The 25,986-nt window shown below is 67.0% G+C and carries 35 protein-coding genes; 6 read left to right on the top strand and 29 right to left on the bottom strand.

Features of this window, described 5'->3' with window-relative positions:
* Positions 1-22 precede the first annotated feature (22 nt).
* Genes L0C25_RS14675 through L0C25_RS14665 form a run of 3 tightly spaced genes read left to right on the top strand, consistent with a single transcriptional unit; the run spans position 23 to position 1,573 of the window.
* Positions 23-703, top strand: coding sequence for a GntR family transcriptional regulator (locus L0C25_RS14675; protein WP_271632419.1), 681 nt, complete (start codon positions 23-25; stop codon positions 701-703).
* A gap of 49 nt (positions 704-752) precedes the next feature.
* A complete protein-coding gene (locus L0C25_RS14670) occupies positions 753-1,184 on the top strand; it encodes an XRE family transcriptional regulator (protein ID WP_271632417.1) in 432 nt (143 codons plus the stop codon).
* The gene (locus tag L0C25_RS14665; protein WP_271632415.1) at positions 1,181-1,573 is read left to right on the top strand and encodes a HepT-like ribonuclease domain-containing protein; all 393 of its coding nucleotides are present in this window, start codon (positions 1,181-1,183) and stop codon (positions 1,571-1,573) included. Before L0C25_RS14670 ends, L0C25_RS14665 begins: the two co-directional genes overlap by 4 nt.
* Here the strand turns inward: L0C25_RS14665 and L0C25_RS14660 are convergent, their stop codons facing one another.
* Positions 1,574-3,931, bottom strand: a complete 2,358-nt coding sequence (locus L0C25_RS14660; RefSeq protein ID WP_271632414.1) for an arylsulfatase — start codon at positions 3,929-3,931, stop codon at positions 1,574-1,576.
* A gap of 125 nt (positions 3,932-4,056) precedes the next feature.
* The gene (locus L0C25_RS14655) at positions 4,057-5,544 is read right to left on the bottom strand and encodes an NAD-dependent succinate-semialdehyde dehydrogenase (RefSeq protein ID WP_271632413.1); all 1,488 of its coding nucleotides are present in this window, start codon (positions 5,542-5,544) and stop codon (positions 4,057-4,059) included.
* A 184-nt stretch (positions 5,545-5,728) separates the two neighbouring features.
* Between L0C25_RS14655 and L0C25_RS14650 the strand changes: the two genes are divergently transcribed.
* A complete protein-coding gene (locus tag L0C25_RS14650; protein WP_271632412.1) occupies positions 5,729-6,982 on the top strand; it encodes an aspartate aminotransferase family protein in 1,254 nt (417 codons plus the stop codon).
* 71 nt (positions 6,983-7,053) lie between these two features.
* On the opposite strand, the gene L0C25_RS14645 is transcribed toward L0C25_RS14650, so the two are convergent.
* The 25 genes from L0C25_RS14645 to rpsJ all read right to left on the bottom strand — a co-directional run bounded on the left by L0C25_RS14645 (position 7,054) and on the right by rpsJ (position 21,446).
* Positions 7,054-8,436: an MFS transporter gene (locus tag L0C25_RS14645; protein WP_271632411.1), complete on the bottom strand. Its 1,383-nt coding sequence runs from the start codon at positions 8,434-8,436 to the stop codon at positions 7,054-7,056.
* Positions 8,437-8,777: 341 nt separating this feature from the next.
* Positions 8,778-9,596: a type I methionyl aminopeptidase gene (gene map, locus L0C25_RS14640; RefSeq protein ID WP_271632410.1), complete on the bottom strand. Its 819-nt coding sequence runs from the start codon at positions 9,594-9,596 to the stop codon at positions 8,778-8,780.
* A 168-nt stretch (positions 9,597-9,764) separates the two neighbouring features.
* On the bottom strand, positions 9,765-10,376 hold the full coding sequence (locus L0C25_RS14635) for an adenylate kinase (protein ID WP_271632409.1): 612 nt from the start codon (positions 10,374-10,376) through the stop codon (positions 9,765-9,767).
* Positions 10,376-11,680, bottom strand: coding sequence for a preprotein translocase subunit SecY (gene secY, locus L0C25_RS14630; protein ID WP_271632408.1), 1,305 nt, complete (start codon positions 11,678-11,680; stop codon positions 10,376-10,378). Before secY ends, L0C25_RS14635 begins: the two co-directional genes overlap by 1 nt.
* Positions 11,681-11,827: 147 nt before the next feature.
* Positions 11,828-12,268, bottom strand: coding sequence for a 50S ribosomal protein L15 (gene rplO, locus L0C25_RS14625; protein WP_271632407.1), 441 nt, complete (start codon positions 12,266-12,268; stop codon positions 11,828-11,830).
* A gap of 1 nt (position 12,269) precedes the next feature.
* Positions 12,270-12,452, bottom strand: a complete 183-nt coding sequence (rpmD, locus tag L0C25_RS14620; RefSeq protein WP_271632406.1) for a 50S ribosomal protein L30 — start codon at positions 12,450-12,452, stop codon at positions 12,270-12,272.
* Positions 12,452-13,033: a 30S ribosomal protein S5 gene (rpsE, locus tag L0C25_RS14615; protein WP_271632405.1), complete on the bottom strand. Its 582-nt coding sequence runs from the start codon at positions 13,031-13,033 to the stop codon at positions 12,452-12,454. The genes rpmD and rpsE overlap by 1 nt, the downstream gene beginning before the upstream one ends.
* A 28-nt stretch (positions 13,034-13,061) precedes the next feature.
* Positions 13,062-13,445 carry a 50S ribosomal protein L18 gene (gene rplR / locus L0C25_RS14610; RefSeq protein WP_271632404.1) on the bottom strand — a complete coding sequence of 128 codons (384 nt, stop codon included), beginning with the start codon at positions 13,443-13,445 and terminating at the stop codon, positions 13,062-13,064.
* A gap of 2 nt (positions 13,446-13,447) precedes the next feature.
* Positions 13,448-13,987 carry a 50S ribosomal protein L6 gene (gene rplF, locus L0C25_RS14605; RefSeq protein ID WP_271632403.1) on the bottom strand — a complete coding sequence of 180 codons (540 nt, stop codon included), beginning with the start codon at positions 13,985-13,987 and terminating at the stop codon, positions 13,448-13,450.
* A 22-nt stretch (positions 13,988-14,009) separates the two neighbouring features.
* Positions 14,010-14,417 carry a 30S ribosomal protein S8 gene (rpsH, locus tag L0C25_RS14600; protein WP_271632402.1) on the bottom strand — a complete coding sequence of 136 codons (408 nt, stop codon included), beginning with the start codon at positions 14,415-14,417 and terminating at the stop codon, positions 14,010-14,012.
* A 63-nt stretch (positions 14,418-14,480) separates the two neighbouring features.
* Positions 14,481-14,666 carry a type Z 30S ribosomal protein S14 gene (locus L0C25_RS14595; RefSeq protein ID WP_271632401.1) on the bottom strand — a complete coding sequence of 62 codons (186 nt, stop codon included), beginning with the start codon at positions 14,664-14,666 and terminating at the stop codon, positions 14,481-14,483.
* Positions 14,666-15,235 carry a 50S ribosomal protein L5 gene (rplE, locus tag L0C25_RS14590; protein ID WP_271632400.1) on the bottom strand — a complete coding sequence of 190 codons (570 nt, stop codon included), beginning with the start codon at positions 15,233-15,235 and terminating at the stop codon, positions 14,666-14,668. The genes L0C25_RS14595 and rplE overlap by 1 nt, the downstream gene beginning before the upstream one ends.
* Positions 15,235-15,618: a 50S ribosomal protein L24 gene (rplX, locus tag L0C25_RS14585; protein ID WP_271632399.1), complete on the bottom strand. Its 384-nt coding sequence runs from the start codon at positions 15,616-15,618 to the stop codon at positions 15,235-15,237. The genes rplE and rplX overlap by 1 nt, the downstream gene beginning before the upstream one ends.
* Positions 15,618-15,989 carry a 50S ribosomal protein L14 gene (gene rplN, locus L0C25_RS14580; protein ID WP_271632398.1) on the bottom strand — a complete coding sequence of 124 codons (372 nt, stop codon included), beginning with the start codon at positions 15,987-15,989 and terminating at the stop codon, positions 15,618-15,620. Before rplN ends, rplX begins: the two co-directional genes overlap by 1 nt.
* Positions 15,990-16,139: 150 nt before the next feature.
* On the bottom strand, positions 16,140-16,442 hold the full coding sequence (gene rpsQ, locus L0C25_RS14575; protein ID WP_271632397.1) for a 30S ribosomal protein S17: 303 nt from the start codon (positions 16,440-16,442) through the stop codon (positions 16,140-16,142).
* On the bottom strand, positions 16,439-16,687 hold the full coding sequence (gene rpmC / locus L0C25_RS14570; RefSeq protein WP_271632396.1) for a 50S ribosomal protein L29: 249 nt from the start codon (positions 16,685-16,687) through the stop codon (positions 16,439-16,441). Before rpmC ends, rpsQ begins: the two co-directional genes overlap by 4 nt.
* Entirely contained in the window at positions 16,687-17,106 is a 420-nt protein-coding gene (gene rplP / locus L0C25_RS14565) for a 50S ribosomal protein L16 (protein WP_271632395.1), read from the bottom strand. The genes rpmC and rplP overlap by 1 nt, the downstream gene beginning before the upstream one ends.
* Before the next feature lie 3 nt (positions 17,107-17,109).
* A complete protein-coding gene (gene rpsC / locus L0C25_RS14560; protein WP_271632394.1) occupies positions 17,110-17,949 on the bottom strand; it encodes a 30S ribosomal protein S3 in 840 nt (279 codons plus the stop codon).
* Complete coding sequence (rplV, locus tag L0C25_RS14555; protein ID WP_271632393.1) at positions 17,949-18,386, bottom strand: 50S ribosomal protein L22; 438 nt, start codon at positions 18,384-18,386, stop codon at positions 17,949-17,951. The genes rpsC and rplV overlap by 1 nt, the downstream gene beginning before the upstream one ends.
* Positions 18,383-18,664 carry a 30S ribosomal protein S19 gene (gene rpsS / locus L0C25_RS14550; protein WP_271632392.1) on the bottom strand — a complete coding sequence of 94 codons (282 nt, stop codon included), beginning with the start codon at positions 18,662-18,664 and terminating at the stop codon, positions 18,383-18,385. Before rpsS ends, rplV begins: the two co-directional genes overlap by 4 nt.
* A 22-nt stretch (positions 18,665-18,686) precedes the next feature.
* Positions 18,687-19,517: a 50S ribosomal protein L2 gene (rplB, locus tag L0C25_RS14545; RefSeq protein WP_271632391.1), complete on the bottom strand. Its 831-nt coding sequence runs from the start codon at positions 19,515-19,517 to the stop codon at positions 18,687-18,689.
* 19 nt (positions 19,518-19,536) lie between these two features.
* Positions 19,537-19,842 (bottom strand): 50S ribosomal protein L23, encoded by a 306-nt coding sequence (rplW, locus tag L0C25_RS14540; protein WP_271632389.1) that lies wholly within the window; start codon positions 19,840-19,842, stop codon positions 19,537-19,539.
* Complete coding sequence (gene rplD, locus L0C25_RS14535) at positions 19,839-20,453, bottom strand: 50S ribosomal protein L4 (protein ID WP_271632388.1); 615 nt, start codon at positions 20,451-20,453, stop codon at positions 19,839-19,841. Before rplD ends, rplW begins: the two co-directional genes overlap by 4 nt.
* A gap of 2 nt (positions 20,454-20,455) precedes the next feature.
* Positions 20,456-21,112: a 50S ribosomal protein L3 gene (gene rplC / locus L0C25_RS14530; RefSeq protein WP_271636836.1), complete on the bottom strand. Its 657-nt coding sequence runs from the start codon at positions 21,110-21,112 to the stop codon at positions 20,456-20,458.
* Positions 21,113-21,137: 25 nt separating this feature from the next.
* Positions 21,138-21,446: a 30S ribosomal protein S10 gene (rpsJ, locus tag L0C25_RS14525; protein ID WP_271632387.1), complete on the bottom strand. Its 309-nt coding sequence runs from the start codon at positions 21,444-21,446 to the stop codon at positions 21,138-21,140.
* Positions 21,447-21,963: 517 nt separating this feature from the next.
* Between rpsJ and L0C25_RS14520 the strand changes: the two genes are divergently transcribed.
* Positions 21,964-22,485 (top strand): SigE family RNA polymerase sigma factor, encoded by a 522-nt coding sequence (locus L0C25_RS14520; protein WP_271632386.1) that lies wholly within the window; start codon positions 21,964-21,966, stop codon positions 22,483-22,485.
* Complete coding sequence (locus tag L0C25_RS14515; protein WP_271632385.1) at positions 22,482-23,405, top strand: META domain-containing protein; 924 nt, start codon at positions 22,482-22,484, stop codon at positions 23,403-23,405. Before L0C25_RS14520 ends, L0C25_RS14515 begins: the two co-directional genes overlap by 4 nt.
* A 211-nt stretch (positions 23,406-23,616) precedes the next feature.
* On the opposite strand, the gene L0C25_RS14510 is transcribed toward L0C25_RS14515, so the two are convergent.
* Positions 23,617-24,567, bottom strand: coding sequence for a hypothetical protein (locus L0C25_RS14510; RefSeq protein ID WP_271632384.1), 951 nt, complete (start codon positions 24,565-24,567; stop codon positions 23,617-23,619).
* A 201-nt stretch (positions 24,568-24,768) separates the two neighbouring features.
* Positions 24,769-25,962, bottom strand: coding sequence for an elongation factor Tu (gene tuf, locus L0C25_RS14505; protein WP_271632383.1), 1,194 nt, complete (start codon positions 25,960-25,962; stop codon positions 24,769-24,771).
* Between the last annotated feature and the right edge of the window lie 24 nt (positions 25,963-25,986).

The raw sequence follows: 25,986 nt of genomic DNA, 5'->3' as shown, positions 1-25,986 counted from the left end.
CGTCGAACCGATAGGAGCCGCCGTGCCGTCTACCCGCCGCCATCTCGAGCCCGTCGTACGCGAATCGACGCCGAGCATCATCGCAGCCAAGCTGCGCGATGCCATCCGGGGCGGCGAGCTCCCCGCGGGAGCCCAGCTCGGCGAGGCAGAGCTCGCCCGCGAGCTCGGCGTGAGCCGGGGTCCGCTGCGCGAAGGGATGCAGCGACTCACCCAGGAAGGACTCCTGGTCTCGATCCCCAACCGCGGGTTGTTCGTGGTCGAGATGACCGAGGCCGACGTACGCGATATGTACGTCGCGCGTAGTGCGGTCGAGCGGGCCGCGGCGGCGCAGGTGTTCGACCACGACCCGACCAAGACCGCCGGCGACCTGCGCAAGATCGCCGACCGGATGTCGGCCGCCTCCGATCGCGAACGCTCAGACCAGGTTGGCGAATCGGACCTCGACTTCCACGACTGTCTGGTTGCCGGCGCGCATAGTCCACGCCTGTCGCGGATGCACGACACGCTGCTGACCGAGACCCGCATGTGCATCAACGCGCTCGGCAGCACGTACCCCGCACCGGACATTCGCGTACCCGAGCACCAGGCGATCGCCGATGCCTTCGCAGCGGACGATCCGGCGCTCGTCGACCGGCTGCTCGTCGCGCACATGGACGACGCCGTCGAGAGGCTGTCGACCGTCGTACCCCGCGGCGAGGAGTGAGCGGCGCGCGCGTTAGAGCTGGCCATATAAACGCTGATATCATGGGTCCATGGACGTACGACAGTTGCGGCTCCGTGCTGGCCTGTCTCAGCGCCGGCTCGCCGACCTGACCGGAATCGCCCAGCCCAATATCTCGGCATACGAATCCGGCAGGCTCACCCCGAGCCCGACCACTCTCGCGCGAATCGAGACAGCAACTCGAGTGCGTCCCTCCGTGCTGCTCGCACAGATGCGCGAGCAGATCCTGGCCATCGCCGCGCGGCACCACGCGAGCAACGTCCGGGTCTTCGGGTCGTCCGCGACGGGCGCAGACACCACATCGTCGGACCTGGACCTCTTGGTCCACTTCTCCGACGAGGCGAGCCTGTACGACCAGATCGGATTCACCGAGGATCTAGAGGCCATACTCGGGATCCGCGTCGATGTCATCTCAGACGGCGCAGTCGGCGTCGATCAGATCGACCGACCCGTGGCCGTATGAACGTCTCGGGTGCACCGACCGGCTCGCACCCCGACAACCGGACGGAGCGCATTCTCACCGACATGCTCACCTTCGCCGATGAGATCGACGCGTACGTGATCTCGCTGGGGGAGCAGAACTTTCACGACCACCGGCAGACACAGCTGGTCGCCGAGGCATTGCTGCACCGGATCGGAGAAGCAGTCTCCCGCCTCGACGCCGACTTCATCGCAATCAACCCAGAGGTCGAATGGCTGAAGATGAAACGAATGCGGAATGTCGTTGCACACGAGTACGGGTTCATCGACTACCGCATCGTCTGGCGCGCCCTCACCGATGCCCTTCCGCGCGATGTGGCTGAGATTCGGCGCATCCTCGGTCGGCGTGAGGAACCCTTCAACTCATCGTGATTAGTGGTGGGCGAGGCGCGTCCGCATGCGCTCGGCGTTGGTGGGCCCGGCGCCGTCGGCGTCGAGGTCGAACCGCACGCGATGGATCGTGTCGGTGAACGCGTTGGTGCCCGGCGCGTACTCCTCGGAAACCGGCGTACCGCGGTCGACACCGACGTTGAGCGTCTCGTCGAAGCTGAAGTAGTACGCGGTCGTGCGCTCGACCCGCCCCTCGCCGACGACCTCGCCGTCGATCTCCAGGCGTACGACTCCTCCGCTCCCGGGCGGCCCGCCGTCGTACGCGAACCGCATCGCGACCTCGTGCTGCCCCGACGTCAACGGCTTGGTCGCACGCACGAGAGTCCGATCGCGGCCGTAGCAGTTGTACGCGTACGTGAGGAGGCCGCCGCGGCAGTACAGCGACCACCCGCCGAAGCGCCCGCCCTGAGCGACCAGCACACCGTCGGGCGAGTCCCCACACTCGAGGTCGACGATGACCGCATGCGAGCGGTTCTTGACGTTCGGCGCTGCGTCCTCCGACAGTCGACCAGCGCCAGCACCCAGGGCGATCGACGTACGCCCGTGGTGCAGGTCGAGGCGCCCGGCGATCTGCGGGTTCTCTCGTTCGGTCACCCGATCGTCAAGCGGGAACACGTTGTACCGCTCGGCCTCGACGACGAACAGCTCCTGGAGCTCGCGCAGTTTGTCGGGGCGGTCGGCGGCGAGGTCGTACGCCTGCGTCCAGTCGGTCGTCGTGTCGTACAGCTCCCACACGTCGTCGTCGAACGGCCGGTCGCCCTCGGGCACCATCTGCCACGGCACACCGTGGCGGGTCACCGCAGTCCAACCCTCGTGGTAGATACCGCGGTTGCCGACCATCTCGAAGTACTGCGTCGTACGCCGGTCGGGCGCGCTCGGGTCGTCGAACGAGTAGCGCATGCTGACGCCCTCGATCGGCTGCTGGGCAAAGCCGTTGACGTACGCCGGTTGCGGAACTCCCGCCGCGTCGAGCACCGTCGGAAGTACGTCGATCACGTGGTGCCACTGGTGTCTGATCTCGCCACGCGCCTCGATCCCGCTCCCCCAGTGCACGATCATCCCGTCGCGCGTACCGCCGTAGTGCGAGGCGACCTGCTTCGTCCACTGGTACGGCGTGTTCATCGCTAGCGCCCAGCCGACCGGGTAGATCGGGTACGTCGAAGGGTCGCCGAGCTGGTCGAGATGAGCGTCCATGTACGCCGTGTCGTCGGCGAGGCCATGACCCACCAGGTGCTCGCGGAACGTGCCCTCGATGCCGCCCTCGCCCGAGGCGCCGTTGTCGCCCAGGAGGTAGACGAACAAGGTGTCTTCGAGTACGCCCACGCCTTCCAGAGCATCGACGAACCGGCCGACCTGTGCGTCGGCGTGCTCGGCGAATCCGGCGTACGTCTCCATGAACCGCGCGGCAACGCGCCGCTCCGCCTCATCGAGCTCGTCCCAGTGCGGTACGCCGGCGGCCCATGGCGCGAGCTCGGCGGACTCGGGTACGAGGCGCAGCTCCTTCTGGCGTACGAGGGTCTGCTCGCGTTGCGCATCCCAGCCGGCGGCGAACCGGCCGGCATACTTGCGTGTCCACTCCGGTGCGACGTGGAACGGCGCATGGGTCGCGCCCAACGCGAGGTAGGTGAAGAACGGCTTGTCGGGCGTGAGCGACTGGTGGGTGTTGACCCAGTCGATCGCGTGGTCGACGAGGTCCTCGGACAGGTGGTAGCCGTCTTCGGGCGTGCGGTCGGTCTCGACCGGTGTGGTGCCGTCGTACAGCTGCGGGTACCAGTGGTTCATCTCGCATGCCATGAACCCGTAGAACGCATCGAACCCCTCGCCCGTCGGCCAACGGGTGAAGGGACCTGACGGATTCACCTCGGCAGGCGGCGTCTGGTGCCACTTGCCGAACGCAGCCGTGCTGTAGCCGTTGCCGGACAGGGTCTGCGCGATGGTCGCGGCGCTCGGCGGCCGGTAGCCGGTGTACCCGGCCTGCGGGGTCGCCATCTCCGAGGTGACGCCCATGCCGACCGAGTGATGGTTGCGTCCCGTCATCAGGGCCTGCCGGGTCGGCGAGCACAGTGCGGTCACGTGGAAGCGGCTGTAGCGCAAGCCGCCCCCGGCGAGACGCTCGGCCGTCGGCATCTCACACGGCCCGCCGTACGCACTCGACGCGCCGAAGCCCATGTCATCGACCAGCACGATCACGACATTCGGCGCACCGGCGGGCGGGCGTACCGGGACGACCGGCTGCGGCGGGCTCTGCGTCGCGGCGCCGGTGGCGGCGTCACGGGTCGCAGAGCGTACGTCGAGCGGGAGCCTGGTCCGGTCGTGGGCGGTGCGGTCGAGATCGGTCACGCCGCACATTCCACACCACCCACAGTGAGGAGAGGATTCTGGCCCTCCCGCGAGAGACTTCTGGCCCCGAAAGCGGGCCGAACCCTCTCCTCGCGGGGCCAGAATCCTCTCCTCACCGTGATGGGTCAGGTGGTGATGCCGATGTACTTGATCTCGAGGAACTCGTCGATGCCCGTCGACCCGCCCTCGCGGCCGAGACCCGACATCTTCACGCCGCCGAACGGCGCTGCGGGGTTCGACACGACGCCCTGGTTGAGCCCGACCATGCCGGTCTCGAGCGCCTCCGCGACGCGCAGCGAGCGCCGCAGGTCGTTGGTGTAGACGTACGAAACCAGGCCGTACTCGGTGTTGTTGGCGGCCGCGATCGCCTCGTCCTCGGTGGAGAACGACGTGAGCGGCGCGACCGGGCCGAAGATCTCCTCGCTCGCCATCGTGGCCGTCTCGGGTACGCCGGTGAGCACCGTCGGCGGGTAGAAGTATCCGGCGCCCTGCCCGGGCTCGCCACCGGTGAGCACGCTCGCGCCCCGCTCAACGGCGTCCTCGACCAGCTCGGAGACCTTGCGCAGCGCCGCGTCGTCGATCAACGGACCCACACGCGTACCGTCGTCGAGTCCGCGCCCGACCGGCATCGCGGCCATCGCCTTCGCAAGCTTGTCGCCGAACTCCTCGATCACGCTCTCGTGTACGTAGATCCGGTTGGCGGCGGTGCACGCCTCGCCCATGTTGCGCATCTTCGCGGCGACCGCGCCCTCGACCGCCTCGTCGAGGTCGGCGTCCTCGAACACGACGAACGGCGCATTGCCACCGAGCTCCATCGACGTACGAAGGACCTTGTCGGCGCACTGCTCGAGCAGGATCCGGCCGACCTTAGTCGAACCGGTGAACGACAGCTTGCGGGCCTCACCGGAGCGGATCAGCGGCTCCATCACGCCGTTGGGGTCGCTGGTCTGCACGACGTTGACGACGCCGTCGGGTACGCCGGCCTCGCGGAGGATGTCGACCAGGGCCAGCATCGACAACGGGGTCTGGTGCGCGGGCTTGATCACCGACGTACAACCGGCCGCGATCGCGGGGCCGAGCTTGCGCGTACCCATCGCCATCGGGAAGTTCCACGGCGTGATCAGCAGGCACGGGCCGACCGGCTGTTTGGCGACCAGGAACCGGGACCCACCCGCAGGTGCCGTCTGGTAGCCGCCGTCGATACGTACGGCCTCCGCGGCGAAATGCCGGAAGAACTCCGCGGCGTAGGCGATCTCACCCTTCGCCTCGGCAAGAGGCTTGCCCATCTCGAGGGTCATCAGCCGGGCGAGGTCGTCGATGCGCTCGTGCAGGAGGTCGAACGCCTTGGTGAGCATGTCGGCGCGCTGGCGCGGCGGGACCGCGGCGAACGACGCCTGCGCTCCGACGGCGGCGTCCAGCGCGGCGCGACCGTCGGCCGGCGTCGCATCGGCCACGGCACACAGCACATCACCCGTGGACGGGTCGAGTACGTCGAACGTTGCGCCGCCCTGCGCCGCACGCCACTCACCCCCTACGTACAGCTGCTTCGGCACGGATGCGATCACCGCCTCGGCGGAGCCGGCGGTCGTGCTGCGGGCGTCGTTGTCGGTCATGGTCACTCTCCCGGGGGTTCGAGGCGTCTTGGCGCAACGTTACGGCCGCGGGATTCCCGCGAGCGCGCAGCCCTGTTACGCTGATTGTCGACAATCTACCAGCGTCCCCGACCAGCAACCAACCACCGGGATCGACCACTGCACACCGCGCATCAGCGTCGACCCGCCTAGCAGAGGAGCGTCCGTGGCCGAACTGTCCCAGATACTCAAGCAAGCGACCGGCGTCGTCGTCGAGCGCGGCGAGGGCGTCCACCTTTTCGACGAGGACGGACGCCGCTTTCTCGACTTCACCGCCGGTATCGGAGTCACCAGCACCGGGCACTGCCATCCGCGCGTCGTCGCGGCCGCGCAGGAACAGGTCGCGAAGGTGATCCATGCGCAGTACACCACGGTGATGCACCGGCCGCTGCTCACGCTCACCGAGCGGCTCAGCGAGGTGCTCCCGTCCGGGCTCGAGCGGGTGTTCTTCTCCAACTCCGGCTCCGAAGCGATCGAAGCCGCGCTCCGCCTGACCCGGCAGGCCACCGGCCGCCCGAACATCATCGTCTTCCATGGCGGCTTCCACGGGCGTACGGTCGCCGCCGCGTCGCTCACGACGTCGGGTACGAAGTTCCGCGCGGGCTTCAGCCCGCTGATGTCCGGCGTGCACGTCTCGCCGTTCCCCGACCCGACCCACTTCGGCTGGACGCAGGACGAGGCGACCGACTTCGCGCTCAAGCAGCTCGACTACACCCTGCAGACCATGTCGTCGCCGCAGGACACCGCGGCGTTCCTGGTCGAGCCGGTCCTCGGCGAGGGCGGCTACGTACCTGCCAACGAGCGCTTCCTCGCCGGCCTGCGCGAGCGCGCCGACAAGCACGGCATCCTGCTCGTCCTCGACGAGGTGCAGACCGGCTGGGGCCGCACGGGCAAGTTCTGGGGCCTCGACCACTTCAACGCCAAGCCCGATGTGCTCGTCACGGCCAAGGGCATCGCGTCCGGTTTCCCCCTGTCGGCGATCGCGGCGTCTCCGGAGCTGATGGCGAAGGCGTGGCCGGGCTCGCAGGGCGGCACGTACGGCGCGAACGCCGTCGCCTGCGCCGCCGCCCTCGCCACCCTCGACGTGATCGAGGAGGAGAAGCTCGTGCAGAACGCCGCCGACCGCGGCGACGAGCTGCGCTCGGCGCTGTCCGCGGTCGCGGCCAAGCACGACCAGATCACCGACGTACGCGGGCTCGGGCTGATGCTCGGCAACGAGTTCCGTGACGCCGACGGCAACCCCGACGGCGCGACCGCTGCGGCCGCGCAGCAGGAGGCCGCCAAGCGCGGACTGCTGCTGCTCACCTGCGGCGCCTGGGGTCAGGTCGTCCGGTTCATCCCGGCGCTCGTGGTCGAGACCGCGAACGTCGACGAGGCCGCCGGCCTCTGGGGCGAGGCGGTCGACGCCGTCGTCGGCTGACGCTTCGCTCGTACGAGCAGAAGAGGGCCCCCGCCATGCGGCGGGGGCCCTCCTTGTTGCCTGCTTGACGGTCAGGCGTCGGCGGTGCGGTCGCCAGGGAGTGGCCCGGGCGGCGTCGCCGGGACCCCGGGTACGCCTCGTCCCTGGAGAGACGCGCCCTTCGTCTCAACGACGTAGTACAGCCCGATCATCCCGATGACACATGCACCCATCATGTAGAACGCCGGGATATAGGAGTTTCCGGTCGCATCGATGAGGGCCTCATTCACCAGTGGGGCTGTGCCTCCGAACGCGGCCGTCGCGACGTTGTACGAGATCGCCATACCCGCATAGCGCACGTGCGTCGGGAACATTGCCGGGAACGTCGCCGAGATGGTGCCGAGTTGCAGTACGTACACGACACCCAGCACCGTGAACCCAACGATCGCGAGTGCCAGGTTCTGGGCCATCAGCCAGAACATCGGGAGCGCGAGAACGAACAGCCCGACCAGCGAGTACCACCAGCATGGCTTTCGTCCGATCCGGTCGGAAAGGGACCCTGCGAAGGGGATGACCAGCATCATGCAGAGTTGCCCGATGAGCACCATGAACTCGGCCTTGCCTTTGTCCATGCCGATGGTGTCCGGGAGATAGGTCGGCATGTACGCCAGCAATGTGTAGTTCGCGACGTTGAGCGCGATGACCAGCCCGAAGAGCTGGAGAATCGGCTTCCAGTACTGCGCCAGCAGGTCCTTCAGGGCGCCGGTTGCCTCGTGCTCGACCTCGCCCTTCTCCTCGAGGTCGCGGAAGACCGGGGTGTCCTCCATCTTGATCCGTAGATAGAGGCCGATCGCTCCGAGCGGACCAGCGATGAAGAAGGGGATACGCCATCCCCAGTCCTCCATAGCGTCGTCGCCGATCCAGAGGCGCAGGCCACCGACAACGATCAATCCTGCCGAGAACCCCGCAAGGGTTCCGAACTCGAGGAAGCTGCCCCAGAACCCCCGCCGCTTGTCCGGCGAGTACTCCGCCATGAACGTCGCCGCGCCTCCGTACTCGCCGCCGGTGGAGAACCCTTGGACGATTCGGAGCAGAATCAGGATGATCGGTGCCCAGATACCGATCGTGTCGTAACTCGGTACGAGGCCGACACAGAACGTCGCGGAGCTCATCAACAGGATCGTCGTCGCGAGCACGGTCGATCGACCGAGCTTGTCGCCGAGCGGACCCCAGACGATCCCGCCGATCGGGCGCAACACAAAGGAAACGGCGAAACCGAGCAACGCGCCAAGGTTCTCATGGTCGCCCGGGAAGAAGTTGGCGCCGATCTCGGTAGCAACGTAGGCGTATACACCGTAGTCGAACCACTCGGTCGCGTTGCCCATCGCAGAGGCGGCAACGGCGCGCTTGAGGACGCCCGGGGGCACGTCTTCCTGCGCATTCCCCGTCGCTTCGTCCGGTCCGGTGGAGGCCATCGCCCACTCCCTCAGTCGAGTCGACCGACGCGTTCACGCGGCCGTCGTACAAGGTTCGTAGTTTTGTTGACAATCCGACACCCTACCGACGCGAGTGTCACGTGACCACCCTTCGGCGGGCACGGGCGCAACATCTACCCGAGTTGGGTCGAGAGGGCAACCGCGCCGCGCCAGGTACTACGCACGGTGAGGAGAGGGTTCTGGCCCCGTGAGGAGAGACTTGCGGCCCTGCGGCGAGAGATTTCGGGCCGGCGTCCCGGGCCGGGATCCACTCCTCACCGGCGGGATCCACTCCTCACCGGGCGGGGATCCTCTCCTCACGGGGCCAGAACTCTCTCTCCTCACCGTCCGCCGTAGGGGATGCCGAGGTCGGACAGCTTCGCCTTGCCGCCGTCGAGCTCGGTGAGCACCCAGGTGCCGGCGTCGGTGAGCGTGAAGGTGTTCTCGTAGTGGGCCGACCAGGACCCGTCGACCGTCTCGACCGTCCACTCGTCGGGGAGCACCCGGGTGTCGATCGTTCCCTGGGTGATCATCGGCTCGACCGCGAGTACGAGCCCCGTGACCAGCTTCGGCCCGCGCCCGGGTTTGCCGTAGTTCGGTACGTTCGGCGGCTGATGCATCGCCGACCCGATTCCGTGGCCGACGTAGTCCTCCACGATCCCGTACGAGCCGCGCTCGCGCACGTACGTCTCGATCGAGTGACCGATGTCGGTGACCCGCCCGCCGAGCCGAGCGGCGGCGATGCCGCGCCACATCGACTCCTCGCAGACGGCCATCATCTCGAGCACCTCGTCGGGCACCGGCCCGACGGCGACGGTGATCGCCGCATCGCCGTGCCAGCCGTCGACGATCGCACCACAGTCGATCGAGATGATGTCGCCCCGGCGCAGCTCCCGATCGCCCGGGATGCCGTGGACGACGATGTCGTTGACGGACGTGCAGATCGTGCCGGGAAAGCCGTGATATCCCTTGAAGTTGGGCACGGCACCGCGCGAGCGGATGTGCGTCTCGGCGATCTCGTCGAGCTCTCCGGTCGTCACGCCCGGACGTACATGGTCACGCACGAGGTCGAGCGCCTCACGCGTGACGATGCCCGCCTCGCGCATGCGCTCGATCTGCTCGGGACGCTTGATCTCGATGCCCCGGTCGAGCAGGCCCACTAGGTCGTGTCTCCTTGTGCCTCGTCGATCAGCGAGCGGGGCTCCGCGCCCGATCTGGCAAGGCGCGGGAGCGAAGCTGTAGTTGGATTCTCCTGAGAGCGACCGTAACGCAGCCAGGCGGGATGCGGAGGCACGCGAGCCGGCGAGGTATAGGGAGACACGACCTGGTCAGGCGCCTTCGTCGGACACCGCGGTTTCGCTCGGTGCCGTGATGCCCCGCTCCGCGAGCGCGGCGGTGATGCGGACACCGACCTCGTCGACGTCACCCATGCCGTCGACGCGTACCAGCAGCCCGCGCTGCTCGTACGTCGCCACCAGCGGCGCCGTCTGCTCGACGTACACCTCCTGGCGGTGCCGGATGACGTCCTCGGTGTCGTCGGCGCGCCCCGACTCCTGCGCGCGCTTGAGCAACCGCCCGATGAGCTCCTCGGAGTCGACGGACAGCTCGAGCACGGCATCGAGCTCGCCGTGCTGCTCGGCGAGGATGTCGTCGAGCGTACGCACCTGGTCGAGCGTGCGCGGGTAGCCGTCGAGCAGGAATCCGCGACGCGCGTCGTCCTGGTTCAGCCGGTCGCGCACCATCGCGTTCGTGACCTCGTCGGGTACGTACTCGCCGGCGTCCATGTACGACTGCGCCGTCTTGCCGAGCTCGGTGCCCTCGGACACGTTCGCGCGGAAGATGTCGCCCGTCGAGATCTGCGGCACGGACAACATCGCGGACAACCGGACGGCCTGCGTGCCCTTGCCGGCGCCGGGCGGGCCCATCAACAACATACGCATCAGCGAAGGAACCCTTCATAGTTGCGCTGCTGCAGCTGGCTCTCGATCTGCTTGACGGTGTCGAGCCCGACACCGACGATGATCAGGATCGTCGTACCGCCGAACGGGAAGTTCTGGTTCGCGTTGATCAGTACGAACGCGATCAGCGGGATCATCGAGATCAGGCCGAGGTAGAGCGCACCCGGCAGCGTGATACGGGACAGGACGTACCCCAAGTACTCCTCCGTCGGCTTGCCCGCCCGGATCCCGGGGATGAAGCCGCCGTACTTCTTCATGTTGTCGGACACCTCCTTGGGGTTGAAGGTGATCGACACATAGAAGTACGTGAAGAAGATGATGAGCGCGAAATAGGTCGCCATGTAGAGCGGGTGGTCACCCTTGACGAAGTGGCTGTTGACCCACCCCGACCATGGTGCGTCCTGGTTGAACTGCGACATGAGCGCGGGGATGTACATCAGGCTGGAGGCGAAGATGACCGGGATGATGCCGGCCTGGTTGACCTTCAGCGGGATGTACGTCGAGGAGCCGCCGAACATGCGGCGCCCGACCATCCGGCGCGCGTACTGCACCGGAATGCGTCGCTGCGCCTGTTCGATGAAGATCACCGCGGCGACGACCGCGAGGCCGATCACGATGACGATCGCGAACGTACGCCAGCCGCTCTGCTGGCGGATCGTCCACATCGCACCCGGGAACGTCGCGACGACCTGGGTGAAGATCATGATCGACATGCCGTTGCCGATGCCGCGGTCGGTGATCAGCTCGCCGAACCACATGATCACCGAGGTGCCGGCGACCATCGTGAGCACCGTGATCAGGAACTGCACGATGCTGTCGGGGTCGTGCAGCAGCGGTAGGTCACAGGAGCTGCCGAACAGGTTGCCCGAACGCGCGAGCGCGACGATGCCGGTGCCCTGCAGGACCGCGAGGCCGAGCGTGAGGTACCGGGTGTACTGGGTGATCTTCGCCTGGCCGGACTGCCCCTCCTTCTTCAGGGCCTCCAGCCGCGGGATGACGACGGTCAGCAGCTGCAGGATGATGCTCGCCGTGATGTAGGGCATGATGCCGAGCGCAAAGACCGTCAACTGCAGCAGTGCACCGCCGGAGAAGACGTTGATCAGGGTGAAGAGGCCGGCCTGGTTGCCCTCGGAGGCGCTGGTGAAGCAGGCCTCGACATTCGCGACGTCCACGCCCGGCGCGGGGAGAGTCGAGCCGAGCCGGAACAACACGATGATGAACAGCACGAACAGCAACTTGCGTCGCAGGTCGGGCGTCTTGAACGCGTTGACGAAGGCGCCTAGCACCAAGTCCTCCCACGTACCCCGTCGGGGCGCTTGTCACGGGCGACCCGGAGGATCCGGATCGCGTTCGGCCGAGAAGTCATTGCGAAAAGGCGTGTCACTCGCAGCCGCCCGCGAAGACACGCCTCTCCGTCAATTCCATCATGCCGGTCACAGCTGGGTGACCGTGCCCCCAGCGGCCTCGATCTTTTGCCGTGCAGACGCCGAGAACGCGTGTGCACTGATCTGCACCGCAACCTCGATGTCGCCGGTGCCGAGGACCTTGACCGGACGCCCTGAGCGTACGGCACCCTTGGCGGCGAGGTCATCGACTCCGACCGCTCCGCCGTCGGGGTAGAGGGCCGAGAGCCGGTCGAGGTTGACGACCTGGAACTCGACCTTGAACGGGCTCTTGAAGCCCTTCATCTTCGGCAGCCGCATGTGCAGCGGCGTCTGGCCACCCTCGAACGTCGCGGGCACCTGGTTGCGGGCCTTCGTGCCCTTGGTGCCGCGGCCCGCGGTCTTGCCCTTGCTGGCCTCGCCGCGTCCTACCCGGGTCTTCGCCGTCTTGGCTCCCGGCGCAGGGCGCAGGTGGTGGAGCTTGAGCGCCATGTCAGTCGACCTCCTCGACATCGACGAGGTGCGTCACGGTCGCAAGCATGCCCCGGACCTCGGGGCGATCCTCGCGGACGACCTCGTCTCCGATGCGCTTGAGACCGAGCGTACGCAGGGTCTCGCGCTGGTTCTTCTTGCGCCCGATCGTCGAGCGCACCTGGCGTACCTTGACCGATCCCATCAGGACGTCACCTCCGCGCGTGCCTTCAGCAGCGCGCTCGGAGCGACATCTTCGACGGGCAGGCCACGACGCGCGGCAACCGACTCCGGCGACTCGAGCATGCGGAGCGCCTCGACGGTCGCGTGCACGATGTTGATCGCATTCGCCGACCCGAGCGACTTGCTCAGCACGTCGTGTACGCCCGCGGCCTCGAGCACGGCGCGCACCGGCCCACCGGCGATGACTCCGGTACCGGGCGAGGCCGGACGCAGCAGCACGACGCCGGCCGCCTTCTCACCCTGTACTGGGTGCGGGATGGTGCCTTGGATGCGCGGGACGCGGAAGAAGCTCTTCTTGGCCTCCTCGACACCCTTCGCGATAGCGGTCGGCACTTCCTTGGCCTTGCCGTAGCCGACACCGACCATGCCGTCGCCGTCTCCGACGACCACGAGCGCGGTGAAGCTGAACCGGCGACCGCCCTTCACGACCTTGGCGACGCGGTTGATACCGACGACCTTCTCGATGTAGGCGGTCTTGTCCGCCGACCGGTCGCGGCCTCGACGGTCACCGCCGCCACCGCTGCGGCGCTGCGATCCGCTCATTTCGAACTCCTCATAATCTGTGTCCTCATCAGAAGGCCAGGCCGCCCTCGCGGGCGCCGTCGGCCAGAGCCGCTACGCGACCTTGGTACTTGTTTCCCGCCCGGTCGAAGACGACGGTCTCGACGCCGGCGGCCTTCGCCCGGTCGGCGACAAGCTCGCCGACCTTGTGTGCCTTCGCGGTCTTGTCGCCGTCGAGCCCACGCAGGTCGGCCTCCATCGAGGATGCCGAGGCAAGCGTACGACCCTCGAGGTCGTTGACGACCTGAGCGACGATGTGCCGGCTCGAGCGGGTCACGACGAGACGCGGACGCTCGGTGCTTCCGGTGAGCTTCTTGCGACCGCGCACCTGTCGGCGTGCCTTCGACGCGGTACGCGTCGCGAGGTTGCGGCGATGCTTCAGAGCAATGGCCATTCCTACTTACCAGCCTTTCCGACCTTGCGGCGGACGTGCTCGCCGGCGTAACGGACACCCTTGCCCTTGTACGGCTCGGGCTTACGGAGCTTACGGATCTTCGCGGCGACCTCGCCGACGGCCTGCTTGTCGATGCCCTGCACCGAGAACCTCGTCGCGGACTCGACCGCGATCGTGATGCCGTCGGGTGCCTCGAAGTTGACCGGGTGGCTGTAGCCGAGGTTCAGCTCGACCGCAGACGGGCCCTTCGCGAGTACGCGGTAACCGACGCCGACGATCTCGAGCTTCTTCTCATAGCCGTCGGTGACACCGGTGACCATGTTCTGGATCAGCGTGCGGGACAGGCCGTGCAGCGCCTTGCTCTCGCGCTCCTCGTTCGGGCGCGACACCTCGACACCGTCGTCGCCGAGCTTGACCGTGATCGGTGTGGCAACCGTGTGGTTGAGCGAGCCCTTCGGGCCCTTCACCGTGACGTCCTGGCCGTCGATGGTGACCTCGACTCCGGCGGGCACGACGACGGGCAACTTGCCAATGCGTGACATTACGTTCCTCCTCGCTCCGGCCTTACCAGACGTAGGCGAGGACTTCCCCGCCTACCTTCTTCTGATTCGCCTGGCGGTCCGTCAGCAGGCCCTGGCTGGTCGAGATGATCGCGACGCCGAGGCCTCCGAGAACCTTGGGCAGGCTGTTCGCCTTCGCGTACACCCGAAGGCCCGGCTTGCTGATGCGGCGGATGCCCGAGATCGAGCGCTCGCGGTGCGGGCCATACTTCAGCGTCACGGTCAGCGACTTGCCGACGACGCCCTCAGCGGGCTCGTCGATCTCGTAGGAGGTGATGTAACCCTCCTGCTGCAGGATCTCCGCTACGCCGACCTTGAGCTTGCTGTACGGCATGCGCACGTCGTCGTGGAAGGCCTGGTTGCCGTTGCGTACACGCGCGAGCATGTCCGCGATCGGATCGGTCATCGTCATGGTGTGAATCTTTCCCGCCACGGTTTCGCGGTTGCGACCTGCGGCGTTCAGTCTCGGTGGTGGTTACCAGCTGCTCTTGGTGACGCCGGGGAGCTCGCCGCGGTGCGCCATCTCACGAAGGCACACGCGGCACAGGCCGAACTTGCGGTACACGGCCTGGGGCCGGCCGCACCGCTGGCAGCGGGTGTACGCGCGCACCGCGAACTTCGGCTTGCGCGACGCCTTGACTCGCAGTCCTGTCTTGGCCATCAGTTCTCCTTGAAGGGGAAGCCGAGCTGCTTCAGCAGCGCCCGGCCCTCGTCGTTGTTGGTCGCGGTCGTCACGACGGTGATGTCCATGCCGCGGCTTCGATCGATCTTGTCCTGGTCGATCTCGTAGAACATGACCTGCTCGGTCATCCCGAAGGTGTAGTTGCCACGACCGTCGAACTGCCGCGGCGACAGGCCGCGGAAGTCGCGGATGCGGGGCAACGCAACGGACAGCAGCCGGTCGAGGAACTCCCACATGCGGGCGCCGCGCAGGGTCACGTGCGCACCGATCGGCATGCCCTCACGCAGCTTGAACTGCGCGATCGACTTGCGCGCCTTCGTGATCGCCGGCTTCTGGCCGGCGATCAGGGCGAGATCGTTGACCGCGCCGTCGATCAGCTTCGAGTCGCGGGCAGCCTCGCCGACACCCATGTTGACGACGATCTTGGTCAGGCCCGGGACCTGCATGATGTTGTCGTAGCCGAACTGCTCGCGCAGCGCGGGAACGATCTCCTCGCGGTATCGCGCGCGAAGCCGCGGCGCCGGGGCCGTCTCGGTGGTGGTGCTCATCAGATCTCCTCGCCGGTGCGCTTCGCGACCCGGACACTGCGCTGCGCCTCGTACGTCGAACCGTCGGGGCGCGTCTTGGTGACGTCCTCGCGGCGGAAGCCCACCCGCGACGTCGTCTTCTCGCCGTCGTGGTCGACCAGGAGCATGACGTTCGAGACGTGGATCGCCGCCTCCTGGGTGATGATCCCGCCGGTATTGCCGGCGCGGCCACCCTGCTGCTGCACCTTGGTGTGCCGCTTGATGCGGTTGGCGCCCTCGACGATCACGCGGTCACGCTCGGGGATGACGGCGATGACCTTGCCCTCGACGCCCTTGTCCTTGCCGGCGACGACGCGGACCTGGTCGCCCTTCTTGATGTTCAGGCTGGCGTTCTTCTTGGCCATCAGAGCACCTCCGGTGCCAGCGAGATGATTCTCATGAAGCGCTTGTCGCGCAGCTCGCGCCCGACCGGGCCGAAGATGCGCGTACCGCGCGGCTCGCCGCCCTCGCTCTTGAGGATGACGGCGGCGTTCTCGTCGAACCGGATGTACGAACCGTCGGGACGACGCCGCTCCTTGGCGGTGCGCACGACGACTGCCTTCACGACGTCACCCTTCTTCACGTTGCCGCCCGGGATCGCATCCTTGACGGTGGCAACGACGGTGTCGCCGATCCCGGCGTAGCGGCGGCCGGAGCCGCCGAGCACGCGGATGCACAAGATTTCCTTGGCACCGGTGTTGTCGGCGACCTTGAGCCGCGACTCCTGCTGGATCATCGGATATCTCCTGTTGTCTCACTGGTTCTCAACCGGCTCGTCCGGGTGAGCCTTGCGGAACGATTAGTTACTTGGCCTTCTCGAGGACCTCGACGCTGTGTTGAATGGTCGTCTCGGTCCTCGAGAGGCCCTTCAACACCGCGTACATCTTTACTTCGCCTTCTCAAGAACCTCGACGACGCGCCAACGCTTGGTGGCCGACAGCGGACGCGTCTCCATGATGCGGACGCGGTCACCGGTGCCGCACTGGTTGGTCTCGTCGTGGGCCTTGAGCTTGGTGTTCTGGCGCAAGACCTTGCCGTACAGCGGGTGCTTCACACGGTCCTCGACGTCGACGACGACGGTCTTGTCCATCTTGTCGCTCACGACGAGTCCCTCGCGCACCTTGCGTGCGCTACGGCCCTTTGCTTCTACCACGGTGTCCTTCTCAACTTCGGTCTGCTGGTCGCTCATGCCGCACCCTCGCTCTCGTCGGTCGGCTCGTCGGCCTCGATGATGCCGAGCTCGCGCTCGCGGATCACCGTGTAGATGCGGGCGATGTCGCGCCGCACCGTACGCAGCCGACCGTGGCTCTCAAGCTGGCCGGTCGCTGCCTGGAACCGCAGGTTGAACAGCTCGGCCTTGTGCTCGGCGAGCTTCTCGGCGAGATCGTCTGCGTTCAACGTACGCAGCTCGGTGGCCGGTGTGGACGTTGCCATCAGATGTCACCTGCCTCACGGCTCACGAACTTGCACTTCATCGGAAGCTTGTGCATCGCGCGGCGCAGCGCCTCGCGCGCGACGTCTTCGGAGACCCCGGACAGCTCGAACATCACGCGTCCGGGCTTGACGTTCGCGACCCACCACTCGGGCGAGCCCTTACCGGAACCCATGCGGGTCTCGGCGGGCTTCTTGGTCAACGGACGGTCGGGGTAGATGTTGATCCACACCTTGCCGCCACGCTTGATGTGCCGGGTCATCGCAATACGTGCCGACTCGATCTGCCGGTTGGTCACGTAACTGCCCTCGGTGGCCTGGATGCCGTAGTCGCCGAACGCCAGCGACGTGCCGCCCTTGGCGACACCACGCCGCGTCGGGTGGTGCTGCTTGCGGTGCTTGACCCGCTTGGGGATCAGCATGGTTCAGCTCTCCTGTCCGGTCGGTGCGCTCTCGGCCGCGGGAGCGGCGGCGGCAGCGTCGGCCGCAGGCGCACTGGTCTTCTGCGCGGCGCCGCGATCGTCTCCACCGCGACGCTCATCGCCACCGCGACGGCTCGGACGCCGCCCACGCGACGGGCGGCCACGGCCACTCGGCGCTGCGGCGCGCGCGGCGGCCTGCGCCTCACGCTCGGCGCGGGTGCCGGCGACCTCGCCCTTGTAGATCCAGACCTTCACGCCGATGCGGCCGAAGGTCGTACGTGCCTCGTAGAAGCCGTAGTCGACGTCGGCGCGCAGCGTGTGCAGGGGCACCCGGCCCTCGCGGTAGAACTCCTGCCGCGACATCTCGGCACCGCCGAGTCGACCGGAGCACTGGATGCGGACACCCTTGGCGCCGCTTCGCATGGTCGTCTGCAGCGCCTTGCGCATCGCGCGACGGAACTGGACACGGCCGGACAGCTGCTCTGCAACGCCCTGGGCGACGAGCTGCGCATCGGTCTCGGGGTTCTTGACCTCGAGGATGTTCAGCTGCACCTGCTTGCCCGTCAGCTTCTCCAGCTCACCGCGGATGCGGTCGGCCTCCGCGCCGCGACGGCCGATGACGATGCCCGGCCGGGCGGTGTGGATGTCGACGCGTACGCGGTCGCGGGTGCGCTCGATCTCGACCTTGCTGATGCCGGCACGGTCCATGCCGACGGTCAGCAGCTTGCGGATCTTGACGTCCTCACCGACGTAACTCGCGTAGAGCTTGTCGGCGTACCAGCGGCTCTTGTGGTCCGTCGATACTCCGAGACGGAACCCGTGCGGGTTGACCTTCTGTCCCACTAGCGGGTCCTCCCCTTGCTTCCGGCGGTGTTGTCTGCGACGACGTCCTCGGGCTGGACGACGATCGTGATGTGGCTGGTGCGCTTACGGATGCGGTACGCCCGCCCCTGTGCGCGCGGGCGCCAACGCTTGAGCGTCGGGCCCTCGTCGACGAACGCCTTGCTGACGACGAGCGTCGAAACGTCGAGACCCTCACCGACCTCGGCGTTTGCCACGGCGCTCTCGAGCAGCTTGCGGACGTTCTCGGCGGCCGCCTGCGGTGCGAACTGCAGGACACCGAGCGCCTCGTCAACGGGCATGCCGCGCACGAGGTCGACGACCCGGCGGGCCTTCATCGGCGTGACTCGGACGAATCGCGCGACGGCGAACGCGCCGTCCTGGTCGCCCAGGAGGCTGTCTCGCCGAGCGCTCACGCGTCCGCGCTCCATGGTGCTCATCGTCTACGCGCCTTTCGGTCGTCCTTCTCGTGCCCGCGGAACGTACGCGTCGGGGCGAACTCGCCGAGCTTGTGCCCGACCATCGCCTCGGTCACGAACACCGGGACGTGCTTGCGGCCGTCGTGCACGGCGATCGTGTGGCCGATCATTGACGGCACGATCATCGAGCGACGCGACCACGTCTTGATCACGTTCTTGCTGCCCTGCTCGTTCTGCGCGTCGACCTTCTTGACCAGATGGTCGTCGACGAACGGGCCCTTCTTGAGGCTGCGTGGCATTGCTTTCTCGTCTCTTCCGGTCTCAGCGCTTGCCGGTCTTGCGGCGGCGGACGATCAACTTGTCGCTGGCCTTGCGCTTGCGCGTACGGCCCTCGGGCTTGCCCCACGGCGACACTGGGTGCCGGCCACCGGACGTACGACCCTCGCCACCACCGTGTGGGTGGTCGATCGGGTTCATCACGACGCCGCGCACGCTCGGGCGCTTGCCCTTCCAGCGGTTGCGGCCGGCCTTGCCCAGGTTGATGTTGGACTGCTCGGCGTTGCCGACCTCGCCGATGCTGGCGCGGCAACGTACGTCGACGTAGCGCATCTCGCCCGACGGCAGCCGCAGCTGCGCGCGGTTACCTTCCTTGGCGACCAGCTGGACTGCGGCACCCGCGGAGCGACCGAGCTTGGCTCCGCCGCCGGGGCGCATCTCGATCGCGTGCACGATCGTGCCGACCGGGATGTTGCGCAGCGGTAGGTTGTTGCCCGGCTTGATGTCGGCCTTCACACCGGCCTCGACCGTCGCGCCCTGCGCGAGGCCCTGCGGCGCGATGATGTAGCGCTTCTCGCCGTCGACGTAGTGCAGCAGCGCGATGCGCGCGGTGCGGTTGGGGTCGTACTCGATATGTGCGACCTTCGCCGGCACGCCGTCCTTGTCGTAGCGACGGAAGTCGATGACGCGGTACGCACGCTTGTGACCGCCGCCCTGGTGCCGGGTGGTGATGCGGCCCTGGTTGTTGCGGCCGCCCTTCTTCGGCAGTGGGCGGGTCAGCGACTTCTCGGGAGTCGTGCGGGTGATCTCGGCGAAGTCGGCGACCGACGAGCCGCGACGGCCCGGGGTGGTCGGCTTGTACTTGCGAATAGCCATGATGTCGTCCTCGTGTCCCTCAGGCGCCCGGTCCGGAGAAGATGTCGATGCTCTGGCCCTCGGCCACGCTGACGACCGCGCGCTTGGTGTCGGGACGCTTGCCCCACCCGGTGCGGGTACGGCGGCGCTTGCCGGGGCGGTTGAGCGTGTTCACGCCGGTGACCTTGACGTCGAAGATCTTCTCGACGGCGATCTTGATCTGCGTCTTGTTGGCGTCCGGCGCGACGACGAACGTGTACTTGTTCTCGTCGAGCAGGCCGTAGCTCTTCTCGCTCACGACCGGCGCGAGGAGTACGTCGCGCGGGTCGCCGTGCAGCGTGCTCACTTGGCAGCCTCCTTCGCAGGTGCCACGCGCTCGATGAACGCGTCGTAGGCCGCCTTGGTGAACACGATGTCGTCGTTGCGAAGCACGTCGTAGGTGTTCAGCTGGTCGGACGGCAGCAGGTGGATCGACGGTGCGTTGCGCAGGCTCTTCACCGTGAGCTCGTCGTCGCGGGCGTGGACGACGAGTACGTGCGTCCGCTCGGTGACCTCGCGAACGGCGGCGAGCGCCGCCTTCGTCGACGGGGTCTCACCGGAGACGAGCGCGTCGACGACGTGCACCCGCTCGTTGCGGGCGCGGTCGGAGAGCGCACCACGCAGTGCGGCGGCCTTCATCTTCTTCGGCGTGCGCTGGGCGTACGACCGCGGCGTCGGGCCGTGCACGACGCCACCGCCGGCGAACTGCGGCGCGCGGGTCGAGCCCTGGCGGGCCCGGCCGGTGCCCTTCTGGCGGTACGGCTTGGCGCCACCGCCGCGGACTTCGCCGCGGGTCTTGGTGGCGTGCGAGCCCTGGCGGGCGGCCGCCTGCTGCGCCACGACGACCTGGTGGATCAACGGTACGTTCACAGGTGAGTCGAAGATCTCTGCGGGGAGATCGACCTTGACGATGCTCATGATCAGGCTCCCTTCTTGGCGGCCGAGCGGATCATGACCGTCGAGCCCTTGGCTCCGGGCACGGCGCCCTTGATCAGGATGAGGCCCTTGTCGGTGTCGACCGCGTGGATCGAAAGGCTCTGCACGGTGACGCGATCGTTGCCCATCCGGCCGGCCATCCGCAATCCCTTGAAGACGCGACCCGGGGTGGCACAGCCACCGATCGAGCCCGGCTTGCGGTGGTTGCGGTGAGCGCCGTGGGACGCGCCGACGCCGGAGAAGCCGTGTCGCTTCATCACGCCGGCGTATCCCTTGCCCTTGCTCGTACCGGTGACATCGACGATGTCACCGACGGCGAAGATGTCGGGGCTGATCTGCTGCCCGACCTCGAAGCCGTCGATCGCGCCGGTACGAATCTCGGCGACGGTACGACGAGGCGTGACGCCTGCCTTCTCGAACTGGCCCGCGCGCGGCTTGCTCACCTTGCGGCCGTCGATCTCGCCGAAACCGATCTGCACGGCGGTGTAGCCGTCGGTCTCGGCCTTGCGGATCTGTGTGACGACGTTGGTGTCGGCGGCGATCACGGTGACGGGTACGACGCGGTTGTCGGCGTCCCAGGTCTGCGTCATGCCGACCTTGCGCCCGAGCAGACCGCGTACGTCTGCCTTCTGGTTACTCAGCTGCTTGCTCATGGGTGTTCGGTCCTCAGAGCTTGATCTCGATGTCGACGCCGGCGGGCAGGTCGAGCCGCATCAGCGAGTCGACGGTCTTGGGCGTCGGGTCGATGATGTCGATGAGTCGCTTGTGCGTACGCATCTCGAAGTGCTCGCGGCTGTCCTTGTACTTGTGCGGCGAACGAATGACACAGAAAACGTTCTTCTCGGTCGGCAACGGCACCGGCCCGGCGATGGTCGCGCCGGTCCGCGTCACGGTGTCCACGATCTTCCGCGCCGAGGTGTCAATCACCTCGTGGTCATAGGCCTTGAGCCTGATGCGGATCTTCTGTCCCGCCATAGCGCTCGCTTCGTCCCTTTCTTGGTGCCGGGCCTAGCGTCGTGCCAGGTTTGGTCTCGTCACGCCTCGGGTGAGCCGTGCCTCGCGCTCCGGCAACCGCCCGACTCCGACAGCGCGGGTCTTCCGACCCCCGAGGTCGGGCGTGTCGCGGTGGCTGCAAGGCACACGACGGCACACACTTCTCGAGTTAGGTAGTTGGGCCCGACCTGAACTGCATCGAGCCGGATGGAGTCTCCTGGTACGGCGAGGCACTGCACGCAGCGCTCACCCCGGCAACTCCACCGGAGCAACCGCAACAGTCTGACAGACTTCACCGGCCGATGCCAAATCGAGGTGTCCGGCACCTCTCCCGGGCTCGCCCGCACCGGCGTACTGCTCCCCGGATTCGGCGTGATCGCGCCCGTCTCGTGGGCCCGGCGGCGGCCCCGCCAATGTCTGTTCTCGCGGATGCCGACGACGGCCAACCATTCTCGGCACTCGTGCGTACTAGGGGGGTGAGTCACCGGAGGGAAGGCAGATGACAGATCGCTACGACGGGTTCCGCGAGTTCTTCGCGGCGCGGCGTTCCGACCTGTCCAGGACCGCCTTCTTCCTGACCGGCAACGACAACGCGGCCGAGGATCTACTACAAGAGGCGATGGTGAAGACAGCCGCAAAGTGGCACCGCATCCATCCGGACGGCAATCCGGATGCGTACGTGCGCCAGGTGATGCTGAACCTCGTCCGGTCCCGCTGGCGCCGGCGACAGAAGATCTCCGAGTACGCCACCGATGAGGTGCCCGAGCGCCAGTCCGGTCACGACATAGAGTCCGCGGTCGTCGCGAAGTCCGCACTCGGCCGGGCGCTGCAGACCCTGACCGCGCGACAACGCGCAACGCTGTACTTCCGTTACTACGAAGACCTCTCCGAGGCCGAGACGGCGCGCCTGCTCGGCTGCTCCACGGGCACTGTCAAGAGTCAGTCACACGCGGCGCTCGCCAAGCTCCGCGAAACCGCACCGCATCTGCTCACCGCCGAATCAGTCGAGGTAGCCGAATGAACACGCAGCTGAAGGACCTCTACCGCCAGGCCGGCGACGCCGTCGAGCCCACGGGCGATGTGACCCAGGCGCTCACCAGCGCACAGCGGCGTCGCGTCCGCAGCCAGGTCGCGACGCCGATCGCGAGCGTTGCGGTCGTCGCCGGCGCGGTCGGGCTGGCCGTCGGCCAGCCGTGGGCCGACGATCCCGCGACCGACGTTGCGGGTGCGGACTCCGCGGCCGGGTTCGGCGCCTCGTTGCCCGATCCGGTCACGGTGGCGGGCAACACCTACGTACTCGACGACGCCGAGTCCAGTGGCCTGCCCAAGAAGGCCGACGTCGAGATCTCGTTCGAGAAGGGCACGTACTCCGCATCGGCGGGCTGCAACACGTTCAACGGGCGTTACGACATGAGCGACGACGTACTCGTCTCCTCGTCGATGGGCCAGACGATGGCCTTCTGCCCCGGCCGGGCCGGATCCGATGCGTGGCTCGAGTCGTTCCTCGACTCCGGTCCGCAGGTCAGCATCGACGGCGATCGGCTGAACCTCGACAACGGTGAGAGCGACGTCGCGCTCGCGGTCGAGTCGATCGACGACAAGTCGCTGGCGGGTACGCGGTGGCAGCTCGACTCGATCGTCTCGGGCGACGTCGTGTCGAGCGCGCCACAAGGCAGGCCGGCGACGCTGTCGTACGACGGTTCTGACGAGCTCGCCGTCTCGACCGGTTGCAGCACCGAAACCGCCGAGGTCGACGTTTCGAGCGACGCGATCCAGGTCACTGGCGACTCGGCGGGCTCCTCGGCCAACTGCGCTGCGTCGAAGAAGGCCGTCGATCGCAGCGTTCGGGAAGTTCTCGACGGCTCGGTCGGTTACGAGATCGACGGCGCCCAGCTCCGGATCAAGACGAAGGACGGTGCGCTGGTGTACACCGCGAACTGATCCGCACAGCCACCCCTGCGCCACCCACTCCGGCGTAGGGGCCCGTGAAGGCCCACCGCTCCCTCTTTCCCTCCGGAGCGGTGGGCTTTCGCTTGCTCCCCGCGCGGCATTGGGCTCGCCGATCCCGCCGAGGTACGAACTCGTGCCAATAGGGCGCCGTCTGGTGGCCGGACGACGTACCTCGGCGGCTAAGCCCGCGCGAAACGCCAGTTCAATTGCGGATCTCACGCAGGTACGGCTCCCATGCCCCACTGAGCACGTCGGGCAGATCGGGGAGGCCACGATCGCGCAGGTGACCGACGATTCGGTCGAGGAGCAGATGGGGGCGTTGGTACAGGTGCTCCGCCAGTACGACGATGACGATCCAACCGTTGTCGAGGTAGATCGCGTTGCGATCGACGTCGCGCTTCCATTGCTTACGTCGCCGGCCGTGATGGCTGCCGTCGTACTCGATCGCGAGCTTCACCTCCGGGTAGCTCAGATCCGGCGTCGCGATCCATTCGCCGGCCGCGTCGTACGCCTTGAGGTTCACCTTCGGCTCGGGCAGCCCTGCAAGCAGCATGAGCAGGCGCAGGTGCGTCTCGGGCGGAGAGTCCACGCGGTCACGGATGAGATCGACGGCCTGGCGCGCCTTGCGAATGTGGCGGCGCCCACGCTCGAGGGACAGCTGGCGAAGGAGGTCGATCGTGACGCCCGGTCGCTTGATGGCAGCGTCACCATAAGCCACAAGGTCGAACAACCCGAGCTGTGTCGCCAGGTCGACGAACGTCTTGCCGATCGTTGTTGCTCTACGGTTGTCGACCATCGTGTACGCCGGTACCTGGCCGACTTTGTACCAGTGCACATGGAGGCCACGGGTGTCTCGGCCCTTCTCGCCTTCCGGAAGCCAGAAGTGCGGTGTCTTGGGCCCTGGCACCGGAAGACCGTGCAGTTGCGCGGCGGTCTGGTGAGACGCGAGCGCGATCCGGTCCATCGTGAGTTGCGCGGCGTCGTACTGCAGTTCGGGAGAGTCCTCCAGTCCGCGCCAGACGAAGACGCCACGGTGCACGTGACGGAATCCGGAGCGCTGGAGCAACTTCGTCGTCAATCCAAAAGCGCGCGCATCGGCTTCGAGTACGGGCTCGGTCTTGAGCTCGGGTGGAATGTCCTTGATCACCGGCATGGGAGAACAATGGCGCAACTCGACCTGCGAAAGCGGTTATCCACAGCCCAATCTGGCTGAACTACTCGCCGAGGTACGTCGTCCTGCCACTAGGGCCACTTCTATTGGCAGGAATCCGTACCTCGGCGGGTTCGACGCACCATAGACAAGGGCCCCGAAACCCGCGGAGCGGATTTCGGGGCCCTTGGTTTGGTCGCTAGATCACTTGTTGATCTTGGTGACCCGGCCGGCGCCGACGGTACGACCGCCCTCGCGAATGGCGAAGCGCAGGCCCTCCTCCATGGCGATCGGCTGGATCAGCTCTACCGACATCTCGGTGTTGTCGCCGGGCATGACCATCTCGGTGCCCTCGGGCAGCGTGACAACGCCGGTGACGTCCGTCGTACGGAAGTAGAACTGCGGCCGGTAGTTGTTGAAGAACGGCGTGTGACGGCCGCCCTCGTCCTTGGACAGGATGTAGACCTGGCCCTCGAACTCCGTGTGCGGAGTGGTCGAACCCGGCTTGATGACGACCATGCCGCGCTCGACGTCCTCGCGCTTCGTACCGCGCAGGAGCAGGCCGACGTTCTCGCCCGCCTGGCCCTCGTCGAGAAGCTTGCGGAACATCTCGATGCCCGTGACCGTCGTCGTCTGCTTATCCTCGCGGATACCGACGATGTCGACGGTCTCGTTCACCTTGACGACACCGCGCTCGATCCGGCCGGTGACGACCGTGCCGCGCCCGGTGATGGTGAAGACATCCTCGACCGGCATCAGGAACGGCTTCTCGGTCTCGCGCTCGGGCTGCGGGATGTAGGAGTCGACCGCGTCCATCAGCTCGATGATCGCGTCGGCCCACTTCTCGTCACCCTGCAGCGCCTGGTACGCGGAGACCTTGACGACCGGGACGTTGTCACCGTCGAACTCCTGCTCGGAGAGCAGCTCGCGGACCTCGAGCTCGACGAGCTCCAGGATCTCCTCGTCGTCGACCATGTCGCACTTGTTCAGGGCGACGACCATCGCGGGAACGCCGACCTGGCGGGCGAGCAGCACGTGCTCACGCGTCTGCGGCATCGGCCCATCGGTCGCGGCGACGACCAGGATCGCACCGTCCATCTGCGCCGCACCAGTGATCATGTTCTTCACGTAGTCGGCGTGCCCCGGGCAGTCGACGTGCGCGTAGTGGCGGTTCTCGGTCTGGTACTCGACGTGCGCGATCGAGATCGTGATGCCGCGCTGCTTCTCTTCGGGCGCCTTGTCGATCGAATCGAACGCGTAGTCATCGTTCAGATCCGGGTACTTCTGGTGCAGTACCTTGGTGATCGCCGCCGTCAGAGTCGTCTTCCCATGGTCGATGTGACCGATGGTGCCGATGTTCATGTGCGGCTTAGTCCGCTCGAACTTCGCCTTAGCCACTGGGGCTCCTCCTCGATTGAATGT

This window comes from Solicola gregarius, from assembly GCF_025790165.1.
GTDB lineage: Bacteria > Actinomycetota > Actinomycetes > Propionibacteriales > Nocardioidaceae > Solicola > Solicola gregarius.
This window is presented reverse-complemented; position numbering and strand designations above follow the sequence as displayed.

What these genes read in the sequence shown, in the direction of transcription:
- L0C25_RS14670 (WP_271632417.1), top strand. Translation starts at nt 753, where the DNA reads ATGGACGTACGACAGTTGCGGCTCCGTGCTGGCCTGTCTCAGCGCCGG.
- L0C25_RS14665 (WP_271632415.1), top strand. Translation starts at nt 1,181, where the DNA reads ATGAACGTCTCGGGTGCACCGACCGGCTCGCACCCCGACAACCGGACG.
- L0C25_RS14655 (WP_271632413.1), bottom strand. Translation starts at nt 5,544, where the DNA reads ATGACCGACAACGACGCCCGCAGCACGACCGCCGGCTCCGCCGAGGCG.
- L0C25_RS14645 (WP_271632411.1), bottom strand. Translation starts at nt 8,436, where the DNA reads ATGGCCTCCACCGGACCGGACGAAGCGACGGGGAATGCGCAGGAAGAC.
- L0C25_RS14635 (WP_271632409.1), bottom strand. Translation starts at nt 10,376, where the DNA reads ATGCGTATGTTGTTGATGGGCCCGCCCGGCGCCGGCAAGGGCACGCAG.
- rplO (WP_271632407.1), bottom strand. Translation starts at nt 12,268, where the DNA reads ATGGCGCTCAAGCTCCACCACCTGCGCCCTGCGCCGGGAGCCAAGACG.
- rpmD (WP_271632406.1), bottom strand. Translation starts at nt 12,452, where the DNA reads ATGGGATCGGTCAAGGTACGCCAGGTGCGCTCGACGATCGGGCGCAAG.
- rpsE (WP_271632405.1), bottom strand. Translation starts at nt 13,033, where the DNA reads ATGAGCGGATCGCAGCGCCGCAGCGGTGGCGGCGGTGACCGTCGAGGC.
- rplR (WP_271632404.1), bottom strand. Translation starts at nt 13,445, where the DNA reads ATGGCCATTGCTCTGAAGCATCGCCGCAACCTCGCGACGCGTACCGCG.
- rplF (WP_271632403.1), bottom strand. Translation starts at nt 13,987, where the DNA reads ATGTCACGCATTGGCAAGTTGCCCGTCGTCGTGCCCGCCGGAGTCGAG.
- rpsH (WP_271632402.1), bottom strand. Translation starts at nt 14,417, where the DNA reads ATGACGATGACCGATCCGATCGCGGACATGCTCGCGCGTGTACGCAAC.
- L0C25_RS14595 (WP_271632401.1), bottom strand. Translation starts at nt 14,666, where the DNA reads ATGGCCAAGACAGGACTGCGAGTCAAGGCGTCGCGCAAGCCGAAGTTC.
- rplE (WP_271632400.1), bottom strand. Translation starts at nt 15,235, where the DNA reads ATGAGCACCACCACCGAGACGGCCCCGGCGCCGCGGCTTCGCGCGCGA.
- rplX (WP_271632399.1), bottom strand. Translation starts at nt 15,618, where the DNA reads ATGGCCAAGAAGAACGCCAGCCTGAACATCAAGAAGGGCGACCAGGTC.
- rplN (WP_271632398.1), bottom strand. Translation starts at nt 15,989, where the DNA reads ATGATCCAGCAGGAGTCGCGGCTCAAGGTCGCCGACAACACCGGTGCC.
- rpsQ (WP_271632397.1), bottom strand. Translation starts at nt 16,442, where the DNA reads ATGAGCGACCAGCAGACCGAAGTTGAGAAGGACACCGTGGTAGAAGCA.
- rpmC (WP_271632396.1), bottom strand. Translation starts at nt 16,687, where the DNA reads ATGGCAACGTCCACACCGGCCACCGAGCTGCGTACGTTGAACGCAGAC.
- rplP (WP_271632395.1), bottom strand. Translation starts at nt 17,106, where the DNA reads ATGCTGATCCCCAAGCGGGTCAAGCACCGCAAGCAGCACCACCCGACG.
- rplV (WP_271632393.1), bottom strand. Translation starts at nt 18,386, where the DNA reads ATGAGCACCATGGAGCGCGGACGCGTGAGCGCTCGGCGAGACAGCCTC.
- rpsS (WP_271632392.1), bottom strand. Translation starts at nt 18,664, where the DNA reads ATGCCACGCAGCCTCAAGAAGGGCCCGTTCGTCGACGACCATCTGGTC.
- rplB (WP_271632391.1), bottom strand. Translation starts at nt 19,517, where the DNA reads ATGGCTATTCGCAAGTACAAGCCGACCACCCCGGGCCGTCGCGGCTCG.
- rplD (WP_271632388.1), bottom strand. Translation starts at nt 20,453, where the DNA reads ATGAGCATCGTCAAGGTCGATCTCCCCGCAGAGATCTTCGACTCACCT.
- rpsJ (WP_271632387.1), bottom strand. Translation starts at nt 21,446, where the DNA reads ATGGCGGGACAGAAGATCCGCATCAGGCTCAAGGCCTATGACCACGAG.
- L0C25_RS14520 (WP_271632386.1), top strand. Translation starts at nt 21,964, where the DNA reads ATGACAGATCGCTACGACGGGTTCCGCGAGTTCTTCGCGGCGCGGCGT.
- L0C25_RS14515 (WP_271632385.1), top strand. Translation starts at nt 22,482, where the DNA reads ATGAACACGCAGCTGAAGGACCTCTACCGCCAGGCCGGCGACGCCGTC.
- L0C25_RS14510 (WP_271632384.1), bottom strand. Translation starts at nt 24,567, where the DNA reads ATGCCGGTGATCAAGGACATTCCACCCGAGCTCAAGACCGAGCCCGTA.